We start from the raw sequence: 18065 nt of genomic DNA on the forward strand, positions 1-18065 counted from the left end.
GCGGCCCCGCTGAAGAGCAGGGCCGCGTTTTTCGTTCCGGGGTCAGAGCCCTGCCTTGATGTCGCTCAGCTGCTGGATGAGGATCTCGAGGACGGCGTCCACCTGGGTTTCGGTGTGCTCGCAGGAGAGGAAGAAGCGCAGACGGGCGCTCTTCTCCGGGACGGCGGGGTGCAGGATGGGCTGGACGTTGAAGCCGGCCTCGAACAGCTGGTTGGAGAGGCGTGCCGCCACCAGGGAGCTGCCGAGGATGACAGGCACCACCGCGACCCCCAGGCTGTCGCCGACATCCAGCCCCAGCGCACGGGCGCGCGTGAGGAAGTAGCCGGAGACGGCATGCAGGCGAGCGATGCGCTGTCTGGCATCGTCGCCCTGGAGCAGTTCGAGGATCTTCAGCGACGGGGCGGCGACCTGCGCCGGCATGCCCACCGAGTAGAGGAAGCCCGGCGCGAAGTAGCGCAGCATGCTGACCAGTTCCTTGCAGCCGGCGATGTAGCCGCCGCAGCCGGACAGCGTCTTGCTCATCGTGCCCATCCAGATATCGACGTCACGCGCAGCGATGTCGAAGTGTTCCCTCAGGCCGAGCCCACGCTCCCCGAGCACGCCGAAGGAGTGGGCTTCATCGACCATCAGCCAGCAGCGGTACTGTTGCTTGAGGGCGATCAGGCGCGGCAGGTCCGGCACGTCGCCGTCCATGCTGTAGAGGCCTTCGGTGACGATCAGCACGCGCTCGAACTTGCCGCGCTGACTGCTGAGCAGGGCTTCCAGCGCGTCGGGGTCGTTGTGCGCGAAGGGCATGCGACGAGCGCCGGAGAGCTGGGCGCCGACCAGCGAGCTGTTGTGGATCCACTCGTCATGCAGGATGAGGTCCTTCGGGCCGAGCAGATAGCCCAGCGTGGACACGTTGGTGGCATGACCGCTGACGAACACCACCGCATCCTCGACCTCGTAGGTGCGCGCCACCGCCGCTTCCAGCTCGCGATGGATCGGACGCTCACCGGAGACGGCGCGTGAGGCCGACACCGAGGTACCGTAATGGGCCGCCGCCTCGGCCGCGGCCTTGATCACCTCGGGATGACGGGAATAGTCGAGGTAGTTGTAGCTGGCGAAGTTGACCAGCTCGCGCCCATCGATGCGCGTGGTGGCGCCAGCGCAGCCTTCATGCACGCGGAAGAAGGGCTCCGGCACGCCGAAGGCGGCACCGGCCTGCTGCATCATGCTCAGCTGCTGATAACCGGGCTGGCGATCGAAGCGCACGAAGTCATCGCTGATCTCCAGTGGGGCGGTTGTCCTGTGCGCGAAGATGTCGTCTTCCCGGCGGCTACTTGCTGACCATCTCGCCGCGCTCACCCTGGGGAATGGCATCGCCACCGTGCTGTTTGACCAGCTGCGCCATGGCCTGATCTTCACTGCTGCTCTCGGCGTCCTCGCCATCGGCCGCGCTCATCTTGTGCATCAGACGCTCTGCCAGACGCCACAGGGTGGCAGCCTCGCTGATCATCATCACCGGAATGCTGATGCCCAGACGCGCCTCCACCGCCGTCATCAGCTCGACCCCCATCAGCGAGTCGAAGCCCATGTCATAGACGCTCTTGTTGACGTCGATGGCGGCCACGTCGATCAGCAGAATCTTGCTCAGCTCGCCCTTGAGGATCTCGACGATGGCGGTCTGCAACGCCTCACCGCTCAAGCCCGCCAGGGCCGCGGCGATATCGTCCTGCTGCGCCTGACTGCCGTCATCGTCTCCGGCGCGCCGTGCGATCTCGTCAAAGCGCGGTGTCGCGGCCGTGGGCAGGAAGCGCGCCAGCGCTCCCCATTCCAGCTCCAGCACGCCCAGCGAGCGACCCGGCTGGCCGAGTGCCAGCGCCTGCTGATCCGAGACGATCATCTCGCCGAGACAGGCCAGGGCGTGATCCGCCATCAGCGCATCGCCGCCCAGACGATTCTTGAGCGCTTCGCGAGTCTTCTCGTTGCGCGCCAGGAAGCCGGCATCCTCGATCGCGCCCCAGCGGGCACAGGTGGCTGGCAGGCCACGCGCACGACGACTGGCGGCGAGCCCTTCCAGCCAGTGGTTGGCTGCCACATAGACACTCTGACCGGGATTGCCGAACAGCGTGGTCGCCGAGGAGTAGAGCACGAAGAAGTCCAGCGCATGCTCGGCACTCAAGCGATCCAGCAGGCGTGCGCCCTCGAGTTTCGGGGTCATCACTCGCTGGATGCGCTCGGCGTCCAGGTGACGGATCAGTGCATCGTCGATCACCGCCGCGGCATGGATGATGCCCTTGAGCGGCGCGATGGCATCGCGCTGGGTGACCACCACCTTGCCGATCTGACGGGCCTGCTGCATGTAGCGGAAGGCTTCCACCACCTGGCTGGCATCGAAGGTGGTGTAGGGCAGCGGCGCGAGGGTGCCATCCTCGAACAGCGCCATCATCTCGCGGAACAGGCGCGTGGTCAGGCCCGGGCATTCCTTCATCAACTGATCGGAGTCGATACCGAAGTAGCTCAGGTTGTTGCGGAATGGGCGCAGCCCCATCGGGGTGTTCTCGTAGAAGTCACGCTTGCCCAGCTCACAGAAGCGCCCGAAGGGCTTGAGCACGCGCAGATTCTGGACGATGGCCTCACCGGCCAGCGAGTTGAGCACCACGTCGACACCACGTGCATCCACGCTCGGATCGCGCTGCTGGCGGGCGGCGAGGTCGGCCAGGATGTCCTCCGCGAAGCCGTGGCTGCGCGAGTCATAGACGTTCTCGATGCCCATCAGCGCCAGGAAGTCACGCTTGGCGGGCGAACCGACGGTGGCGAACACCTCGGCGCCCAGCCACTCGGCGATCTGCAGCGCCGCGATGCCCACCCCCCCGGCAGCCCCGTGAATCAGCACCTTCTCGCCGGCTTCCAGACGCGCCAGATGCTTGAGGGCGTAGTAGACGGTGAAGAAGGTGGTCGGGATGGTCGCTGCCGCTTCCAGACTGACGCCCTGAGGCACGCGGGCCAGCGCGGTATCCGCGATCACCAGACGGTCGGAGAAGCTGGCGGGGCCGAAGCCGACCACCCGCTCACCGACCGCGAATTCGGCGTTGTCACCGGCGCGTGTCACCACACCGGAGAACTCGAGCCCCAGGCTCGGGCCGGAGAAGCCGTGCTCGATGGCTTCATCCGACAGCAGTCCCAGGGTGTACATCACGTCGCGGAAGTTGAGGCCGGTGGCCTCGACACGTACCTCGACGTCACCGCGTGCCACCTCGGGGAGGTGACGCGGCTGCCACTCGAGATTGCGCAGCTGGCCCGGCTGACTGAAGCCCAGACTCACGCTGCGGCGGCCTGTGCAGGGGCTGTCACCTGACGCAGGCGTGTCGCGAAGCGGGCGCCATTGGCATCCAGCACGACTTCCTGCTCGTGATCCGGGGCTTCGACTTCCTGTACCAGCGCGCTCATCAAGGCTGACGTGCTGACGACGTCGCTTCCCAGTACCGGCGTGTCCAGCAGGCGGATATCCAGTGCCTGGCTCTCGTTGGTCAGGCTGCGCGCAAAGCCCCAGCTGGCGGCATCGGCAGGCGCCGCCCATCGGCATGCCACGGTTGAGCCATTCGTCCAGGTGCAGATGCAGGCGACCTGCCGCATGCGTCAGCGGGAACTGCCCCGGATAGTCACGAACCAGCAGCTGCCAGATGTCGCGGGCCGCCGGCAGGTCCAGCGGGTGGATCTGCCAGTCGCCGCTCTCGCGGGATTCGGTCAGGCCCTGGGCACTCGCCCAGTCGAGCAGCACGCGGGTGAACAGCGGGCTGCGGCGCTGCCAGCGGGACAGCGCCTCGTGATCCAGATGCGGGGCTGCCGGATCGCCCGGCGCCGCGTGGCGCATCAGTGTCTCGTGCACGCTGGCCAGCATCAGGCTGTCGAGCAGCGGCTCCAGCTCATCACGGAAGCGGTGGCTGTCTTCCAGCGGCATCGCCTCGGCGACCAGCGATTCCAGCGCCAGGGCGGCGGCAGGGCGCGGACTCAACGGATGCGGCGCCGCCGTCAGGGCGATATCCAGATAATCGAGGTGGGCCGTGCCATCGCGACCCAGGCGCACGGCCCGGAAGCGCGCTTCCTCGGCCACGGCCACGGCGCGCCCGTCAGCATCGTACAGCTCGAAATCGGCACACAGCGAATGCGGGCCGCGCGAGCGCAGGACCACGCGGGCGGTAGTGATCTGTGAGGCACGTACCTGCTCACGCACCTGCAGACGGCCGACCCGCACCGGCACGAACGCCATGCCATCGCTGGCGGCCGTCTGGCCCTGAAGCACGCCCAGCAGCGGGATGAACAGCTGGAAGGCGCTGTCGAGCACCCCGGGGTGCAGGTGGAAGTCACCGTCCTGCATGAGCATTTCCGGGGTCAGCGCGAAGCGCGCCAGCACCTGCGGATGCGTCGACCCAGATCTGCTCGGCGGCGCGGAAGTGCGGGCCGTAGTGCAGGCCCAGCTGGGCGGCGGCCGCGATGTGGGCCTCGCGATCCAGGTCGGCGGCACGCGTGGGCAACGCCGGGGCGCGACGCTCCAGCAGACGGCCACGCGTGGCCGTAAAGGCGCGCGCTACCGCATGCAGGTTCCACTTGTCGGCATCTTCGGCGCGGGTCTCGCGGCTTTCCAGACGCATGGCACCGTTGCGGCTGTCGAGTGACAGACGCGTCAGGCGCAGGGTGGTGTCATCGAGCAGCAGCGGGGCGCGAATCTCGAAGTCCTCGAGATCCAGCACGTCGGGCAGGGAATCCTCCTCCGCGCTGGCGGCCTGCCATTCGTGGGCGGCCGCCAGACACTGCTCCAGATAGCCGGCACCCGGGAAGACGGCACTTTCGCCGACCTGGTGATCGGCCAGCCACGCGACCTTGCGGGTATCGAGCTGCGCCTCCCAGGTCAGCTGCTGCTGAGCGAGACGATAGCCGAGCAGCGGATGCACGTAATGGCGCTCCAGCAGGCGCTGGCCTTCGCTGGTGGTCTTCACCCAGCACGGCGTGCGCTGCCAGGGGTAGGTCGGCAGATCGACGAAGCGACCGGCCACCGGGAACAGACGAGTGAGATCCACCGCACCGGAGAGCAGCAGGCGGCCACGCAGGTGCTCCAGCGCCTCCAGGCCATCATGGCGGCGCTCCAGACTGGCCAGCACCTGTCCCGCCGGCGCCTCGTCACTGCGCGCCTTGAGGACATCATTCAGATAGCTGCGCAGAATCGGATGGGCACCGATCTCGACCAGCAGACGATGACGGCCAAGGCGTCCGCCTCGCTGGCGGACTGCCAGCTGACCAGACGTGTGACGGCGGCCTCGAACTGCACCGGCTGACGGATGTTCTCCCACCAGTAGCTGGCGTCCAGGCGTTCGCCTTCGATCACGCTGCCGGTGACGGTGGAGAGGAAGGGAATGCGGGTGGCGCGGGGCGTCAGCCCTTCGAGGGAGGCGAGCAGGCCGTCCTTGATCGGGTCCATCGCCGGGCTGTGGAAGGCATAGTCGAGCCCCAGCACGCGGGCGAAGGTGCCCTGTGCGGAAAGCTCGGCACTCAGGGCCTCGAGGCGTTCGCGGTCGCCGGCCAGCGTGGTGCCGCGCGGGCCGTTGATGCCAGCCAGTGACAGCGAGGCCCATTGTGGCTGTTCCAGCCACTCGCACATCTCGCTCTCACCCAGCCCCACCGCCATCATCGCGCCGCTGCCGCGGGTGCGTCCCTGATGGTGGCTGCGCTGGAAGATGACACGGGTCGCCTGCTCGAGGCTCAAGGCACCGCTGGCCCAGGCCGCCGCCACTTCGCCCACGCTGTGGCCGGTGACGGCCACCGGCTGGATGCCGCGTTCGATCAGCCATTCGGTGATCGCCACCTGCAGGGCGAACAGGGTCGGCTGGGCGATCTCGGTGGCGTCGAGGCGGTTCTCGCCGTCCTCGGCCAGACTGCCGTCCAGTTCCTTGAGCAGCTCGAAGCCATTGTACTCGCGGAAGGCCGCATCCAGTCGGGTCAGGCAGGCGCGCACGCTGGCGGATTCCTGCATCAGGGTGCGACCCATGCCGGCCCACTGACAGCCATTGCCGGAATACACGAACACCGGCCCACGCTCGCGAGTGAGGGAGGGCGCGCCGGCCGCCTTGCGCGGCGAGGCACCGTTGTCACTCTCGGCGGGCAGCGGGGCGAGGCGGTCCGCCAGGGTGATGCGCGGATGATCGCCAAGCGCAGCCTCACCGCCCAGGGTGTCGAGGTCCTCGATCAGCTGCTCCAGGCTGTCGGCACTCAGCAGCGCGCCGTGCACGTGATGCTCACGGCGGGCCGCCAGGTGCCAGGCGAGGTCGTAGAGGCTCGGGGCGGCATCGTGCGCCTGCGTCTCACGCAGGTGCTCGGCCAGCTCGCGCGCCATCTGTCTGAGCGCCTCGGGGGAGCGGGCGCTCAGGCGCAGCGGCGGCGTCTGGTCGCCGTCAGTCGTCGGTTGCGCTACCGCCGGTTCGGGGGCACTTTCCAGCAGCACGTGGGCGTTGGCGCCGCCGAAGCCGAAGGAGTTGACCCCGACCACCAGACGGCCGGAGGCCTTGAGCTTGCGCGGCTGGGTGACGATGTCGAGATTCCACTCGTCGCTGCGAATCTTCGGATTCAGGCGCTGGATCTTGATGGTGGCCGGCACCTCGCGGTGGGCGATCACACCCAGCGCCTTGGCCAGCCCCGCCACGCCGGAGGCCGTCTCCAGGTGGCCCATGTTGCTCTTGATCGAGCCGATCGGCAGCGGGCTTGAGCGCTTCTGGCCGATGGCGGCACCGATGGCGCGGGTTTCCAGTGGGTCACCAACGGCGGTGCCGGTGCCGTGGGCCTCGAGATAATCAATCTCGTCAGGCGTCACGCCGGCCAGTTCACAGGCGCGCTCCATCAGCTGGATCTGCGCGGCGGGGTTGGGCACGGTCAGGCCGGACTTGTAGCCATCGGTATTGACCACCGAGGAGGCGACGACGGCGAGGATGCGATCGCCATCGACGAGTGCCTGATCAAGGTCCTTGAGCAGGAAGATGCCGCCGCCCTCGGAGCGCGCGTAGCCATCGCCCGCCTCATCGAAGACCTGACAGCGGCCGGTCTTCGAGAGCATGGTGGCCTTGGAGAAGATCAGGAAGCCGTAAGGGTGCAGGTGCAGGCTGATGCCGCCGGTCAGCGCCATGTCGGTCTCGCCGCTGCGGATCGACTGGCAGGCCTGATGGAAGGCGACCAGCGACGAGGAACAGGCGGTGTCCAGCGACAGGCTCGGCCCATGCAGGTCAAAGGCATAGGACAGGCGGTTGGAGGCCACGCTGGAGGTGTTGCCGGTGGCGGTATTCGGGCCGATGGCGCTCAGGTCATCCGCCATGCGATAGGAATAGTCGAGACTCGCCACGCCCATGAAGACGCCACAGCGCGAGCCGCGCATCTTCTCGGCGGGAATGCCGGCGTGCTCGATGGCCTCCCAGCTCATCTCCAGCAGCATGCGCTGCTGAGGGTCCATGTTGGCGGCTTCGCGTGGGCTGATGCCGAAGAACGCCGGGTCAAAGCCCGAGATGTCGCCCAGCGAGCCGGCGGCGAAGCTGTAGCTCATCCCCGGCGCCTTCTTGTCCGGGTGCAGGAGGGAGTCCTTGCTCCAGCGGTCATCGGCGACTTCGGTCACCATGTCCTTTCCGGCCAGGAGGTCGTCCCACAGAGTGGCCTGAGTGGTGCCGGGGAAACGGCTGGCAGCGCCGATGATGGCAACGCGTCGGGTCATGAGAGGCTCCTGAACTTCTGAGTCGCGGCGCTGTGGCGAGCATGACGGGCGGTCGCCTCCAGCAGCGCACTTCCTAATGTGTCGATATTGGTGACGCGCGGGTCGCCCTTGCGGCATTGCTCGTCAGTCTTGAAAGGCCCATCGCAGTCGAGGGCCCACTCCATCAGCTCCGGGTCCTCGTCGCGCACGGTCGCCATGGTCTGGCGCGCGGTGTCGTCGGATTCCGGCAGGGCGCTGGACCAGATGAAGCCATCGGTCACGCCATTGGGTTCTCCCAGGGTCGCGTAGACCTCGGGCATGATCGGTACGTGATCCCCATAGAAACACAGCAGCCCGCCGCGCGGCAGTCTGGAAAGCGCCGTGGTCAGCTGGCCGATCATCGCATCGGCGTTCACCAGGTGACGCAGATAGATGCCGAGTTCCTGACAGTTGTCCGGCAGATCGCCGTCATGCCACTCCGACAGGCGAGCCGTGTCCAATGTCTCCAGATGCAGCGGCCCGTGATTCTCCATGGTGATCACCTGGATGAACAACGGGGTATCGCCCGCGGCCAGCAGACAGTCTTCCACCTTGGCGGCCACGGCGGCATCGCTGATGTACTGACCACACCTGTCGGCATCGCTGAAGTGCGCGATGTCGAGGAATTCATCGAAGCCCATGCGCTTGAGCACCTGATTGCGCAGATAGAAGGTGCCCGGATACGGGTGGATGCACAGGGTGCGATAGCCCAGCGCCTTGTAGCTGGCGGCCAGGTTGGAGACATCACGCCTGGCCAGCTGGTGGTAGGGGTTGAACATGTGCACGCCGAGCTGCTCGGCGGTCAGGCCGGTGAGGAAGGCCGTCTCGGTGCGCACGGTATTGGCGCCCCAGGCCGGTACGGCCAGTCGTCCGCAGGGCAGCCCCTGAGACAGGGCGGTGAAGTGACAGCGGTCCAGATTCGGCAGCAGGTCATCGCGCACCTTGGGGTAGACGCGGCGCGCATCGAAGAAGGATTCGCTCTGAACGCTCACCACGTGGGGCAGACAGCCTGGTGCATCTTCGTTGCCGACCTGCAGGGGATCGTGATCCGGCATCAGCGGGCGACGGGCCAGGCGAGCGTATGCCAACAGGTAGGCGACCATGCCGCGCTCACGCAGGTCATATTCCGGGAACAGCATGATGTCTCGAGTCAGTCGATTGCCGAGCGCATAGGTCATGGCGCCGCTCGCCAGCAGCAGGGCGATCAGCGGTACCAGCCAGGCGCCGGTGTCATCGGCGTAGCGCGCAGAGAACCCCAGTGCGGGTTCCAGCCACAGACCCGTCCCGATCGCCAGTGCGCCGGCGCAGAGGGCGGCAATCGTCAGGCCGATGCCGAAGAAGGGGATATACAGCCGGGGATGCTTGATGGCGTCGGTAAAATACTCGAAGTCCTGGCTCAGGAAAGGCTCACGCAGCGAGACGTATTTGGTGTGACTGACCTGCAGCACCACCAGCCACAGGGCATTGACGACCACCACGGAAAACCACGGGCGTTGCGTGATCAGGGTGCAGAGCGCCCAGCTCGCGCACCAATACCCCACATGGGCGAGCTGGGCGCTCCAGGACCGGCGCCAGAAGACCACCGGTGCCGAGTCCATCTGGCGCAGGATCAGATGCTCCAGCACCAGCGTGACCAGCAGCCCTGCCAGCAGCGGCCAGACCATGAAAGACACGAACGCAATGACAAACTCCATGTAATGCCGACCTCGTTAGCCCATTCAGTGAGTGTAATTGAACCATCCCAGCAGACGCTGTGAGATACCGGCTGGCAGCACGCTGAGCCACCAGCAGCCGAAATTGAGCGGGAAGGGGAAGCTGATGCGGGCCCGGTTGCGTGCCGCACCCTTGAGAATGCGGCGTGCGGCTTGCTCGGCGGGCATCTCGAAGGGTTTGGGGCCCGGCATCGCCTCGCACATCGGGGAGGTGACATAGCCGGGCATCACCACCGTCACGCCGACCCCGAACGGCTTCAGCCAGCTTCTCAGTCCTTCCCCGTAGGCCTTCACCGCCGCCTTGCTGCCGCTGTAACTCGGCGTGAGTGCCAGGCCGTGCCAGGCGGCAAGCGAGCTGAGCAGCACCAGCTGGCCGCTGCCCCGCGCCTTCATCGCCATGGCCAGATGATGCGCCATGCCGAAGGTGCCCACCACGTTGGTCTGCAGCAGGCGACGCGCATCTTCCCAGCGCTCGCCATTGCCCTGGGGGCCGATGTCGGTGTTCATGCCGGCATTGGCGATGGCGATGTCCGGCACTCCCTGTGCGCAGACCTCATCCAGCCAGGTGAAGAGTGTCTCTTCATCGCACAGGTTGAGTACCGTGCACTCCACCTCGGCACCCAGTGCGCGGCATTCGCCGGCAATGGCATCCAGCTTGCGCTGCTTGCGACCGGTGAGGATCAGCGTGGTGCCCCGGGCGGCATAGGCACGCGCGAGCGCACCGCCTATCTCGCCGGTCGCGCCCGTGATCAGCACGCGGCGCAGGGCAGGATCAGCAGCGACTCAACATCTGCTCCAGCGGTGAGCGCTCGGCACACAGTATCTTCGAGGCTCCCGTCACCGCGAGCTGCATGCCCGGCTTGCAATAGAAGCCGCCATTGAGCTGCACGGTATGGATGACGGTGTTGCGGAAGCTGCGAAACAGCGTGGTGTCCGGCTTCTCGCCCTGAGTCCAGAACTCGTGCAGGCTGCCCTGGAAGGTCAGGCCGGGCAGGTTGAAGATCGGGTCGCCCATGCAGTAGGTCGGGCAGCGATACTGCAGCGCGACATTGCCGGTGGTGCTGTTGACGGTGATCATGCCCTTGGCATGCTGCAGCAGCGTCTCGAGATTGCCGCTTTCCAGATAGACGATGCGGCCGATCACGTCATAGCGGCGCTCGAGCTCTCGGATCAGCTTCGGGTAATCCACCAGTCCCATGTCGAGCGGGTGGTTCTTGATCACCAGGCGCGCCCCGCGCGGAGCGTTCAGGGCAAAGCTCTTCATCACTCGCTGGATGACTTCCTGCATGTTGGAAAAGCGCGAATGATGACGGATCTGGGCATCGGTATTGAGCTGCAGCGGCAGCAGATAGAAGGGCGCGCCACTGTTCATCAGCTGTTCGATGCGTCCGGCATCCCGCCGCTTGTACCAGCGCATCAACGGCAGGCGCGTGGCATAGCCGCAGTATTCCTCCGCGGCATTGATGCTGTGCGGACGATAGCGCGGGAACAGCAGCGGATTGGCGGCACCGGCCAGATGATAGGTCATGTCATGACGGGCGCGCTCCCAGAAGGAGGCCTTGAAGCGCTGCGGCGTGGGCGCGTCGTCCAGTTGCCTACCGGCCTCACGGAACCAGTCGGGGTCACGCGGCAGCAGGGAGTGGCCATTGACCCCCTCGCGCTCCAGCGTCACCCAGAAGGGGCGGAAGTAGCCTTCCTCGAAGACATGGGTGCGAATCCCGAAGTATTCCGCCTTGAGCACGGCATCCCGGTGCACGGGACGACGATCCCCGAACAGCACCTGATCCGTGACGTGGTGCCTGCGCCACAGCTCGGCGATCCATTCGCCGAGGTCTTCACTCCGGCCGCGATAGGCGTAGGCCTTGTCGTGGCGCCAGTAGAAGCTGTCGCCACTGTTGAAGTTGACCTTGATGACCTCGTGCCCGTCCTGCTTCAGCTTGTGGGCAAGATGCAGGAAGAAGGGCGAGCAGACCCCTTGCAACAGCAGGAAGACACGCCGCTGTCCACCACCGGGAATGCGACGCGCGACAGAGGGGCCAGACTTCCTTGTTGCATAGGTCAGTGCCTTCCAATGAATAGCGCACGATAGCCGCGGTAGAGCCTTGTTTTCCAAGGCAGGGTGATCTTGCGGGTGCCATTTCTCAGCATGGTGCGTTGTTGTTCCAGAATCGTGACAACCGTCTCGGCGTTACAGTGATGCCCGTACACCGGGTCCACGTACAGCGGGTACTCGATCAGGGCACCCGCCACCAGCGCATCAAGACTCAGGCGCCGTGTGCGACGTTCACAGCTGACGCGATCATGGGTCAGCCCCCAGCCGGCATAGAAAGGCAGCCCGTGGGTCGTGACTTCCACTCCGCGCAACAGTGCCTCGAAGCCCGCCAGGGAACACAGCGTGTGGACATGATCGACCTGTTCGAGCAGCTGGCAGATATCGCCTGAGGTCAACACCAGGTCCTCTGGCGTGTTCTCGCCGGACATCTCCCCGCGCCGACCACCAGAGACAACGTCAGGGTGCGGTTTGTAGATCATGTAGGCATCAGGATGCAATTCCCGCGCCGCTTCCAGCAGCTCACGGTGGGTCTTGATGCCCGGGCAGGCATGACGGATCGAGGCGTCCGACTCCACCTGGCCGACCACCAGCACGATCTCGCGCTCGCCGGCCAGGGCCCGCAGGTCCGGCAGGGCGTCATGTTCTGCATTGTACTTGCTCAGCCCCAGCGCAATGATGCGCTCCCGTAGACGACGCGCCCGCGCAAGTTCGGCGTCGTCAAGCGCGTGGTGCTCAAGCCAGTCCTCCAGCGTGCTGGCACGCTGGGCATCGAAATGCATCGCCTTGTCGTCGACGATCAGCGACAGGGGGCGGGTGAGGTCCACTCCCAGGCCGACGGAGCGCAGGAAGCCGTCTTCCATCATCCAGAGCTCGCCGCCCGAAGCGAAGTTCCGACCATGGCCCCAGGAAGAAGCCGATGAACTTCTGTTTCCATCCGGAAAACTCCAGCCCTTGCCACTGTCCTGCCATGCGTGAAGCGACTCGTTTCTGGTCTGCCAGCAGCTGAAGGACCTCCTCCAGCGAAGCGCGCTCCCCGGTGTAGGGGTTGGCATAGCGTGAATACTCGAGGTACGCCGCGGCGAAGACCTGTTCCAGACGGCGTGATTCGCCGCGGCGCTCGCACGCCTGGCGATCCTCGGTCAGCCCCCAGCCGGCATAGAAGGGCAGGCCATGACAGGTCACCGTCAAGCCGGCCAGCAGTGCCTCGAAGCCCAGCTGGCTGGTCACCACATGCACGGCGTCCACCTGCTCGAACAGTGACCAGGGATTGATGTCGTCGCTGAGCAGGGTACACCCCAGTCGGCGCGCCTCTTCCACCAGATAGCCCTGCTTCTTGCCGGCGATCACATCCGGATGCGTCTTCACCCACACCTCGGCCTCCGGCTCGGCGCATGCCTCTCTCAACATGGCGAGAAAGGTCGCCTGCGTAGCCATGCCGCCTTCTATCGAGGCATCGCCAGATGTCTGGTCTACCACCAGCACACGCCGCGCCTTCGTCCTGGCGGGCAGCTGTCGCTCCGGCGCATGGTTGTACTTGCTCAGGCGCTGGTGGCGAAGACGCTGCATGGCAGTGCGGGCACGCATCAGAAGCGCCTCGTCCTGACGCTCAGGCGCCTCAAGAATCAGCTGCTCCAGGTCACTCGGCTGGCGGGCGTCGTAATAGATGCCCTGATGATCCACCACCATCGACATGGCGGGGTAGCCTGCACTTGCCAGCGTGAGTGAGCGCACGAAGCCATCTTCCAATGCGATATAGGGCAGCGCATGTCGCCGGGCATACGCGCGCGCCTGAGCCGCCGTTGCCTTGTGTCCCCATCCGACGACAACCGTTGACGCAGAGTCCGCAAATAGGGAAAGTACGCAAAGTGACGAATGAATTCAATCAAAGAAGCGGCAGGATGCCAAGGGAACATCTGTAGATGGATATTGCGCAGCACATGGATGCTGTCATTACACTCGTCGTCACGATAGGTGTGCTGGCAGGACTGATCTGGAACCGCTGGCCCGCTGAGTGGCTGATGATGGCCGCCGCCGTGCTGCTGATCCTGCTGGGTGTCATTTCTCCTACCACCTTCCTGTCCGGTTTCGCCAATCCGGGGATCATGACCATCGGCGCACTCTTCGTGGTGGCGGCCGGGGTCCAGGAGACCGGCGCGCTGCGCTGGATGCTGGAGCGTCTGCTCGGGCGTCCCACCTCACCGTCTTCCGCATTGGCACGCCTGATGCCGATCACCTCGCTGTTGAGTGCCTTCCTCAACAATACTCCCGTGGTCGCACAGTTCATCGGTCTCGTTCAGGGCTGGTGCGCGCGCATGAAGATCTCTCCCTCCCGTCTGCTGATGCCGATGAGCTACGCCGCCATTCTCTGGTGCTGGTCTACATCACCACGACGCTTTTCACCGAGATCATCACCAACAATGCCGCCGCCGTGCTCATGTTTCCGATCGCCATGACAGTGAGTGTGCAGTTGAAGGTCTCCTTTATGCCCTATGTGATTGCCATCATGTACGCGGCTTCGGCCAGCTTCCTCACGCCACCGGGGTGTCAGGGCAGCCTGATGGTGATAGGGCCCGGCGGCTACAAGGCGTCAGATTTCATGAGGATCGGGTTGTCGATGAGTCTCATCATCGGGTTGCTCTCCGTGGTTCTGAGTCCCGTAATCTGGCCCGTCGCGGGGTACCCCACGCGCGAAGTTGACCGCGCTAGAGTCGATTGCTCGCAAGGCCGGCGCCGCCATCATGGACATCTATGAGAGTGGCGACTTCACTGTCGACATGAAGGCGGATGACTCTCCGCTGACCACGGCAGACCGTGCGGCGCATGCCGTCATCGTCGAGGGCCTCAAGGAGATGGAGGCTGAGTTCGGCGCCACGCCGATCCTGTCCGAGGAAGATGCCGACATCCGCTGGGACGTGCGCAGCGAGTGGTCCCGTTACTGGCTGGTGGACCCGCTGGATGGCACCAAGGAATTCATCAAGCGCAATGGCGAATTCACCGTCAATATCGCGCTGATCGAGCAGGGCGTGCCGACGATGGGCGTCGTCTATGCCCCGGCCATCGAGACGCTTTATGTGGGTGCCCAGCAGAGTGAGGGCCAGGCGCCCATCGCCGAGAAGCAGGTCGGCGAGGGCGAGCGTCAGGCGATTTCCGTCGCTCAGGTGCCCGGTGAGCAGGACAGCTGGCGCATCGTCGGCAGCCGCACCCACCAGAGTGATGACTTCAAGGCCTTCGTCGCCAATTTCCATGCCTGTGACATCGTCGCCATGGGCAGCTCACTGAAGCTGTGCCTGGTGGCGGAAGGGGCGGCAGATCTTTACCCGCGTCTCGGCCCGACCTGTGAGTGGGATACCGGTGCGGCACATGCCGTCGTCGAGGCTGCCGGTGGGCAGGTGCTCAATGTCGAGACTCGCCAGGCGCTGCGCTACAACCAGCACGATAGCGTGCTGAATCCCTATTTCATCGTGTGCGCCAGACCGGCAGCCCCCTGGGCGTGAGGCAGGAATAACCAGCAGTGTGATCGCAAGGAATCTGTAATGACAGCATCGTCCACGGCTGAAAAACTCGGTATCACACCGGAACGTCAGACCCACCTCAAGCAGCTCGAGGCCGAGTCCATCCACATCATTCGTGAAGTGGCGGCCGAGTTCTCCAATCCGGTCATGCTCTACTCCATCGGCAAGGACTCCGCCGTGATGCTGCATCTGGCGCGCAAGGCCTTCGCGCCGGGCGTGCCGCCGTTCCCCCTGATGCACGTCAACACCACCTGGAAATTCCAGGAGATGATCAAGTTCCGCGATGAGATGGCCGCGGAAGTCGGCATGGAACTGATCGAGCACATCAATCAGGAAGGTGTCGAGGCGAACATCAACCCGTTCGAGCACGGCAGCGCCAAGTACACCGACATCATGAAGACCCAATCGCTGAAGCAGGCGCTGGACAAGCATGGTTTCGATGCGGCCTTCGGCGGTGCGCGTCGTGACGAGGAAGCTTCACGCGCGAAAGAACGTGTCTACTCCTTCCGTGACCAGTACCACCGCTGGGACCCCAAGAATCAGCGTCCGGAGCTGTGGAACATCTACAACTCCAAGATCAACAAGGGCGAGTCCATCCGCGTCTTCCCGCTCTCCAACTGGACCGAGCTGGACATCTGGCAGTACATCTATCTTGAATCCATCAAGATCGTGCCGCTCTACTACTCCGCCGTGCGTCCGGTGGTGAAGCGTGACGGCCTCGACATCATGGTCGATGACGACCGTCTGCCGCTCAAGGAAGGCGAAGTGCCGGAGATGAAGTCCGTGCGCTTCCGCACCCTGGGCTGCTATCCGCTGACCGGCGCCGTGGAATCCACCGCCGCGACCCTGCCGGAAATCATCCAGGAAATGCTGCTGACCCGTACCAGCGAGCGCTCCGGTCGTGCCATCGATCACGATCAGGCAGGCTCCATGGAGAAGAAGAAGCGCGAAGGCTATTTCTAAGGAGGCTCGCGCCGAACAGACCGGGTTCAGGGAGAATGACAGTGTCACACCAGTCAACGATGATCGCGGAAAACATCGAAGCCTATCTGCAAGGAACACGAGCAGAAAGATCTGCTGCGTTTCATCACCTGCGGCAGCGTGGATGACGGCAAGTCGACCCTGATCGGTCGTCTGCTTCATGACTCCAAGATGATCTACGAAGATCAGCTGGCCGCCATCACCCGCGATTCCAAGAAGAGCGGCACCACCGGTCATGAGGTCGATCTGGCGCTGCTGGTCGATGGTCTGCAGTCAGAGCGTGAGCAGGGCATCACCATCGATGTCGCCTACCGCTACTTCTCCACCGACAAGCGCAAGTTCATCATCGCTGATACGCCGGGGCACGAGCAGTACACCCGCAACATGGCCACCGGTGCCTCCACCGCGAGCCTGGCGATCATCCTGATCGATGCGCGCTACGGCGTGCAGACCCAGACCCGCCGTCACAGCTACATCTGCTCGACCTGCTGGGTATCCAGCATATGGTGGTCGCGGTCAACAAGATGGATATCGTCGACTACTCACAGGAACGCTTCGACGAGATCGTCGCGGACTACCAGGAGTTCGCCAAGGACCTGGAAGTCCCGGATATCCGCTTCGCGCCGCTGTCCGCACTGGAAGGCGACAACGTCGTCTCTCTCAGCGCCAATACCCGCGTGGTATACCGACGATGGCCAGCCTACGAAGCGCGTCCGCTGATGGACATCCTCGAGACCGTCGATGTCACTCGAGGACAGCAACCTGACCGACCTGCGCTTCCCGGTGCAGTACGTCAATCGTCCGAACCTCAACTTCCGTGGTTACTGCGGCACCCTGGCCGCCGGCACTGTCGTGCATCCGGGTGACAGCAGATCAAGGTACTGCCGTCCGGCAAGACCTCCACGGTCGAGCGCATCGTCACCTTCGACGGCGATCTCGACATCGCCTGGCCGGGCCAGGCTGTCACGCTGACACTTGACCGATGAGATCGACATCTCGCGCGGCGACATGATCGTGGCGGTGGATTCCGACATGGAGCCCTGCACCGCGCTTTACCGCGGACGTGGTGTGGATGCATGAGAATCCGCTGGTGGTCGGCAAGGAATACGAGCTCAAGCTCGGTACCTCCAGTGTCATCGGTCGCGTCGGGCGCATCATTCACCAGACCGACGTCAACACCATGGCGCGCAATGAAGCGGAGAATATCCCGCTCAATGGCATCGCCCGCGTGCAGGTCGAGCTGAACCAGCCGCTGGCGATGGACAGCTACCAGCGTTCGCCGCATACCGGCAGCTTCGTGTTCATTGACCGCCTGTCCAACATCACCATCGGTGCGGGCATGGTCAAGGAGACCCTGAGTGCCAGCAACATCGTGTGGCACGATATGGCGGTCACCAAGCAGCGCCGCGCCGAACGCAACAAGCAGAAGCCGTGCATCATCTGGTTCACCGGCCTGTCCGGCGCCGGCAAGTCCACCGCCGCCAACGCGCTGGAGCGTCAGCTGTTCGCCATGGGCTACAACACCTACCTGCTGGATGGCGACAACGTGCGTCACGGCCTGTGTGGGGATCTTGGCTTCAGTGAATCTGATCGTACTGAAAATATTCGTCGCATTGGTGAAGTCGCCAGGTTGATGGTCGATGCCGGCATGATCACCCTGGTCAGCTTCATCTCGCCGTTCCAGGCGGATCGTCAGACCGTGCGTGACATGGTCGGCACTGACGAGTTCATCGAAGTCTTCGTCAACACGCCGATCAGCGTCTGTGAAGAGCGGGATCCCAAGGGCCTGTACCGCAAGGCGCGTGCCGGCGAGATCAGTGACTTCACCGGCATCAGCTCCCCGTACGAAGCCCCGGAGAAACCGGAAATCGAGATCAACACCGGCGAGCTGACGCTGGAGCAGACCGCTCTTACGCTGGTCAGCCAACTCAAGCACTTCAACGTCATCAGTTGACGCCTTTACATCGATCATTCCCTGTTGAAGAGCAGGGAGTCTTGCATTATCAGGATATCAATATGATTTCGCCCTTTATCAAACAACATCGTGCATATGCAATACG

Annotated in this window: 12 protein-coding genes and 1 pseudogene; 4 read left to right on the top strand and 9 right to left on the bottom strand. The window is 64.5% G+C overall.

Going from position 1 to position 18065, the window contains the following annotated elements; genetic code table 11:
* Positions 1-42 precede the first annotated feature (42 nt).
* From CU110_RS06065 to CU110_RS06105, 9 genes are read right to left on the bottom strand one after another with little or no spacing between them, the layout of a single operon-like run.
* Complete coding sequence (locus CU110_RS06065; protein ID WP_127734934.1) at positions 43-1362, bottom strand: aminotransferase class I/II-fold pyridoxal phosphate-dependent enzyme; 1320 nt, start codon at positions 1360-1362, stop codon at positions 43-45.
* A complete protein-coding gene (locus CU110_RS17875; RefSeq protein WP_346427168.1) occupies positions 1319-4360 on the bottom strand; it encodes a KR domain-containing protein in 3042 nt (1013 codons plus the stop codon). The genes CU110_RS06065 and CU110_RS17875 overlap by 44 nt, the downstream gene beginning before the upstream one ends.
* On the bottom strand, positions 4347-5141 hold the full coding sequence (locus CU110_RS17880) for a hypothetical protein (protein WP_346427186.1): 795 nt from the start codon (positions 5139-5141) through the stop codon (positions 4347-4349). The genes CU110_RS17875 and CU110_RS17880 overlap by 14 nt, the downstream gene beginning before the upstream one ends.
* A gap of 44 nt (positions 5142-5185) precedes the next feature.
* Positions 5186-7729 carry a type I polyketide synthase gene (locus CU110_RS17885; protein ID WP_127734939.1) on the bottom strand — a complete coding sequence of 848 codons (2544 nt, stop codon included), beginning with the start codon at positions 7727-7729 and terminating at the stop codon, positions 5186-5188.
* Entirely contained in the window at positions 7726-9441 is a 1716-nt protein-coding gene (locus tag CU110_RS06085; protein ID WP_127734942.1) for an LTA synthase family protein, read from the bottom strand. The genes CU110_RS17885 and CU110_RS06085 overlap by 4 nt, the downstream gene beginning before the upstream one ends.
* A gap of 24 nt (positions 9442-9465) precedes the next feature.
* Positions 9466-10215, bottom strand: a complete 750-nt coding sequence (locus tag CU110_RS06090) for an SDR family NAD(P)-dependent oxidoreductase (protein ID WP_346427169.1) — start codon at positions 10213-10215, stop codon at positions 9466-9468.
* Positions 10216-10231: 16 nt separating this feature from the next.
* Positions 10232-11572: a capsular biosynthesis protein gene (locus tag CU110_RS06095; protein ID WP_346427170.1), complete on the bottom strand. Its 1341-nt coding sequence runs from the start codon at positions 11570-11572 to the stop codon at positions 10232-10234.
* Positions 11518-12336, bottom strand: a complete 819-nt coding sequence (locus CU110_RS06100) for a hypothetical protein (RefSeq protein ID WP_346427171.1) — start codon at positions 12334-12336, stop codon at positions 11518-11520. Before CU110_RS06100 ends, CU110_RS06095 begins: the two co-directional genes overlap by 55 nt.
* The gene (locus CU110_RS06105; RefSeq protein WP_240665542.1) at positions 12245-13390 is read right to left on the bottom strand and encodes a hypothetical protein; all 1146 of its coding nucleotides are present in this window, start codon (positions 13388-13390) and stop codon (positions 12245-12247) included. The genes CU110_RS06100 and CU110_RS06105 overlap by 92 nt, the downstream gene beginning before the upstream one ends.
* Before the next feature lie 59 nt (positions 13391-13449).
* Here CU110_RS06105 and CU110_RS16640 point away from each other — a divergent pair, with 59 nt between their 5' ends.
* The 4 genes and pseudogenes from CU110_RS16640 to cysN all read left to right on the top strand — a co-directional run bounded on the left by CU110_RS16640 (position 13450) and on the right by cysN (position 17959).
* Complete coding sequence (locus tag CU110_RS16640) at positions 13450-13965, top strand: SLC13 family permease (RefSeq protein WP_240665493.1); 516 nt, start codon at positions 13450-13452, stop codon at positions 13963-13965.
* 240 nt (positions 13966-14205) lie between these two features.
* Positions 14206-15006, top strand: a complete 801-nt coding sequence (gene cysQ / locus CU110_RS06115) for a 3'(2'),5'-bisphosphate nucleotidase CysQ (protein WP_276317889.1) — start codon at positions 14206-14208, stop codon at positions 15004-15006.
* 39 nt (positions 15007-15045) lie between these two features.
* Positions 15046-15987: a sulfate adenylyltransferase subunit CysD gene (cysD, locus tag CU110_RS06120; RefSeq protein WP_084208340.1), complete on the top strand. Its 942-nt coding sequence runs from the start codon at positions 15046-15048 to the stop codon at positions 15985-15987.
* Positions 15988-16028: 41 nt separating this feature from the next.
* Positions 16029-17959: pseudogene (gene cysN / locus CU110_RS06125) on the top strand (sulfate adenylyltransferase subunit CysN).
* The last annotated feature ends 106 nt before the right edge of the window (positions 17960-18065 follow it).

Origin of the sequence: Cobetia sp. ICG0124 (assembly GCF_004006355.1) — a bacterium.
Taxonomy (GTDB): Bacteria; Pseudomonadota; Gammaproteobacteria; order Pseudomonadales; family Halomonadaceae; genus Cobetia; species Cobetia marina.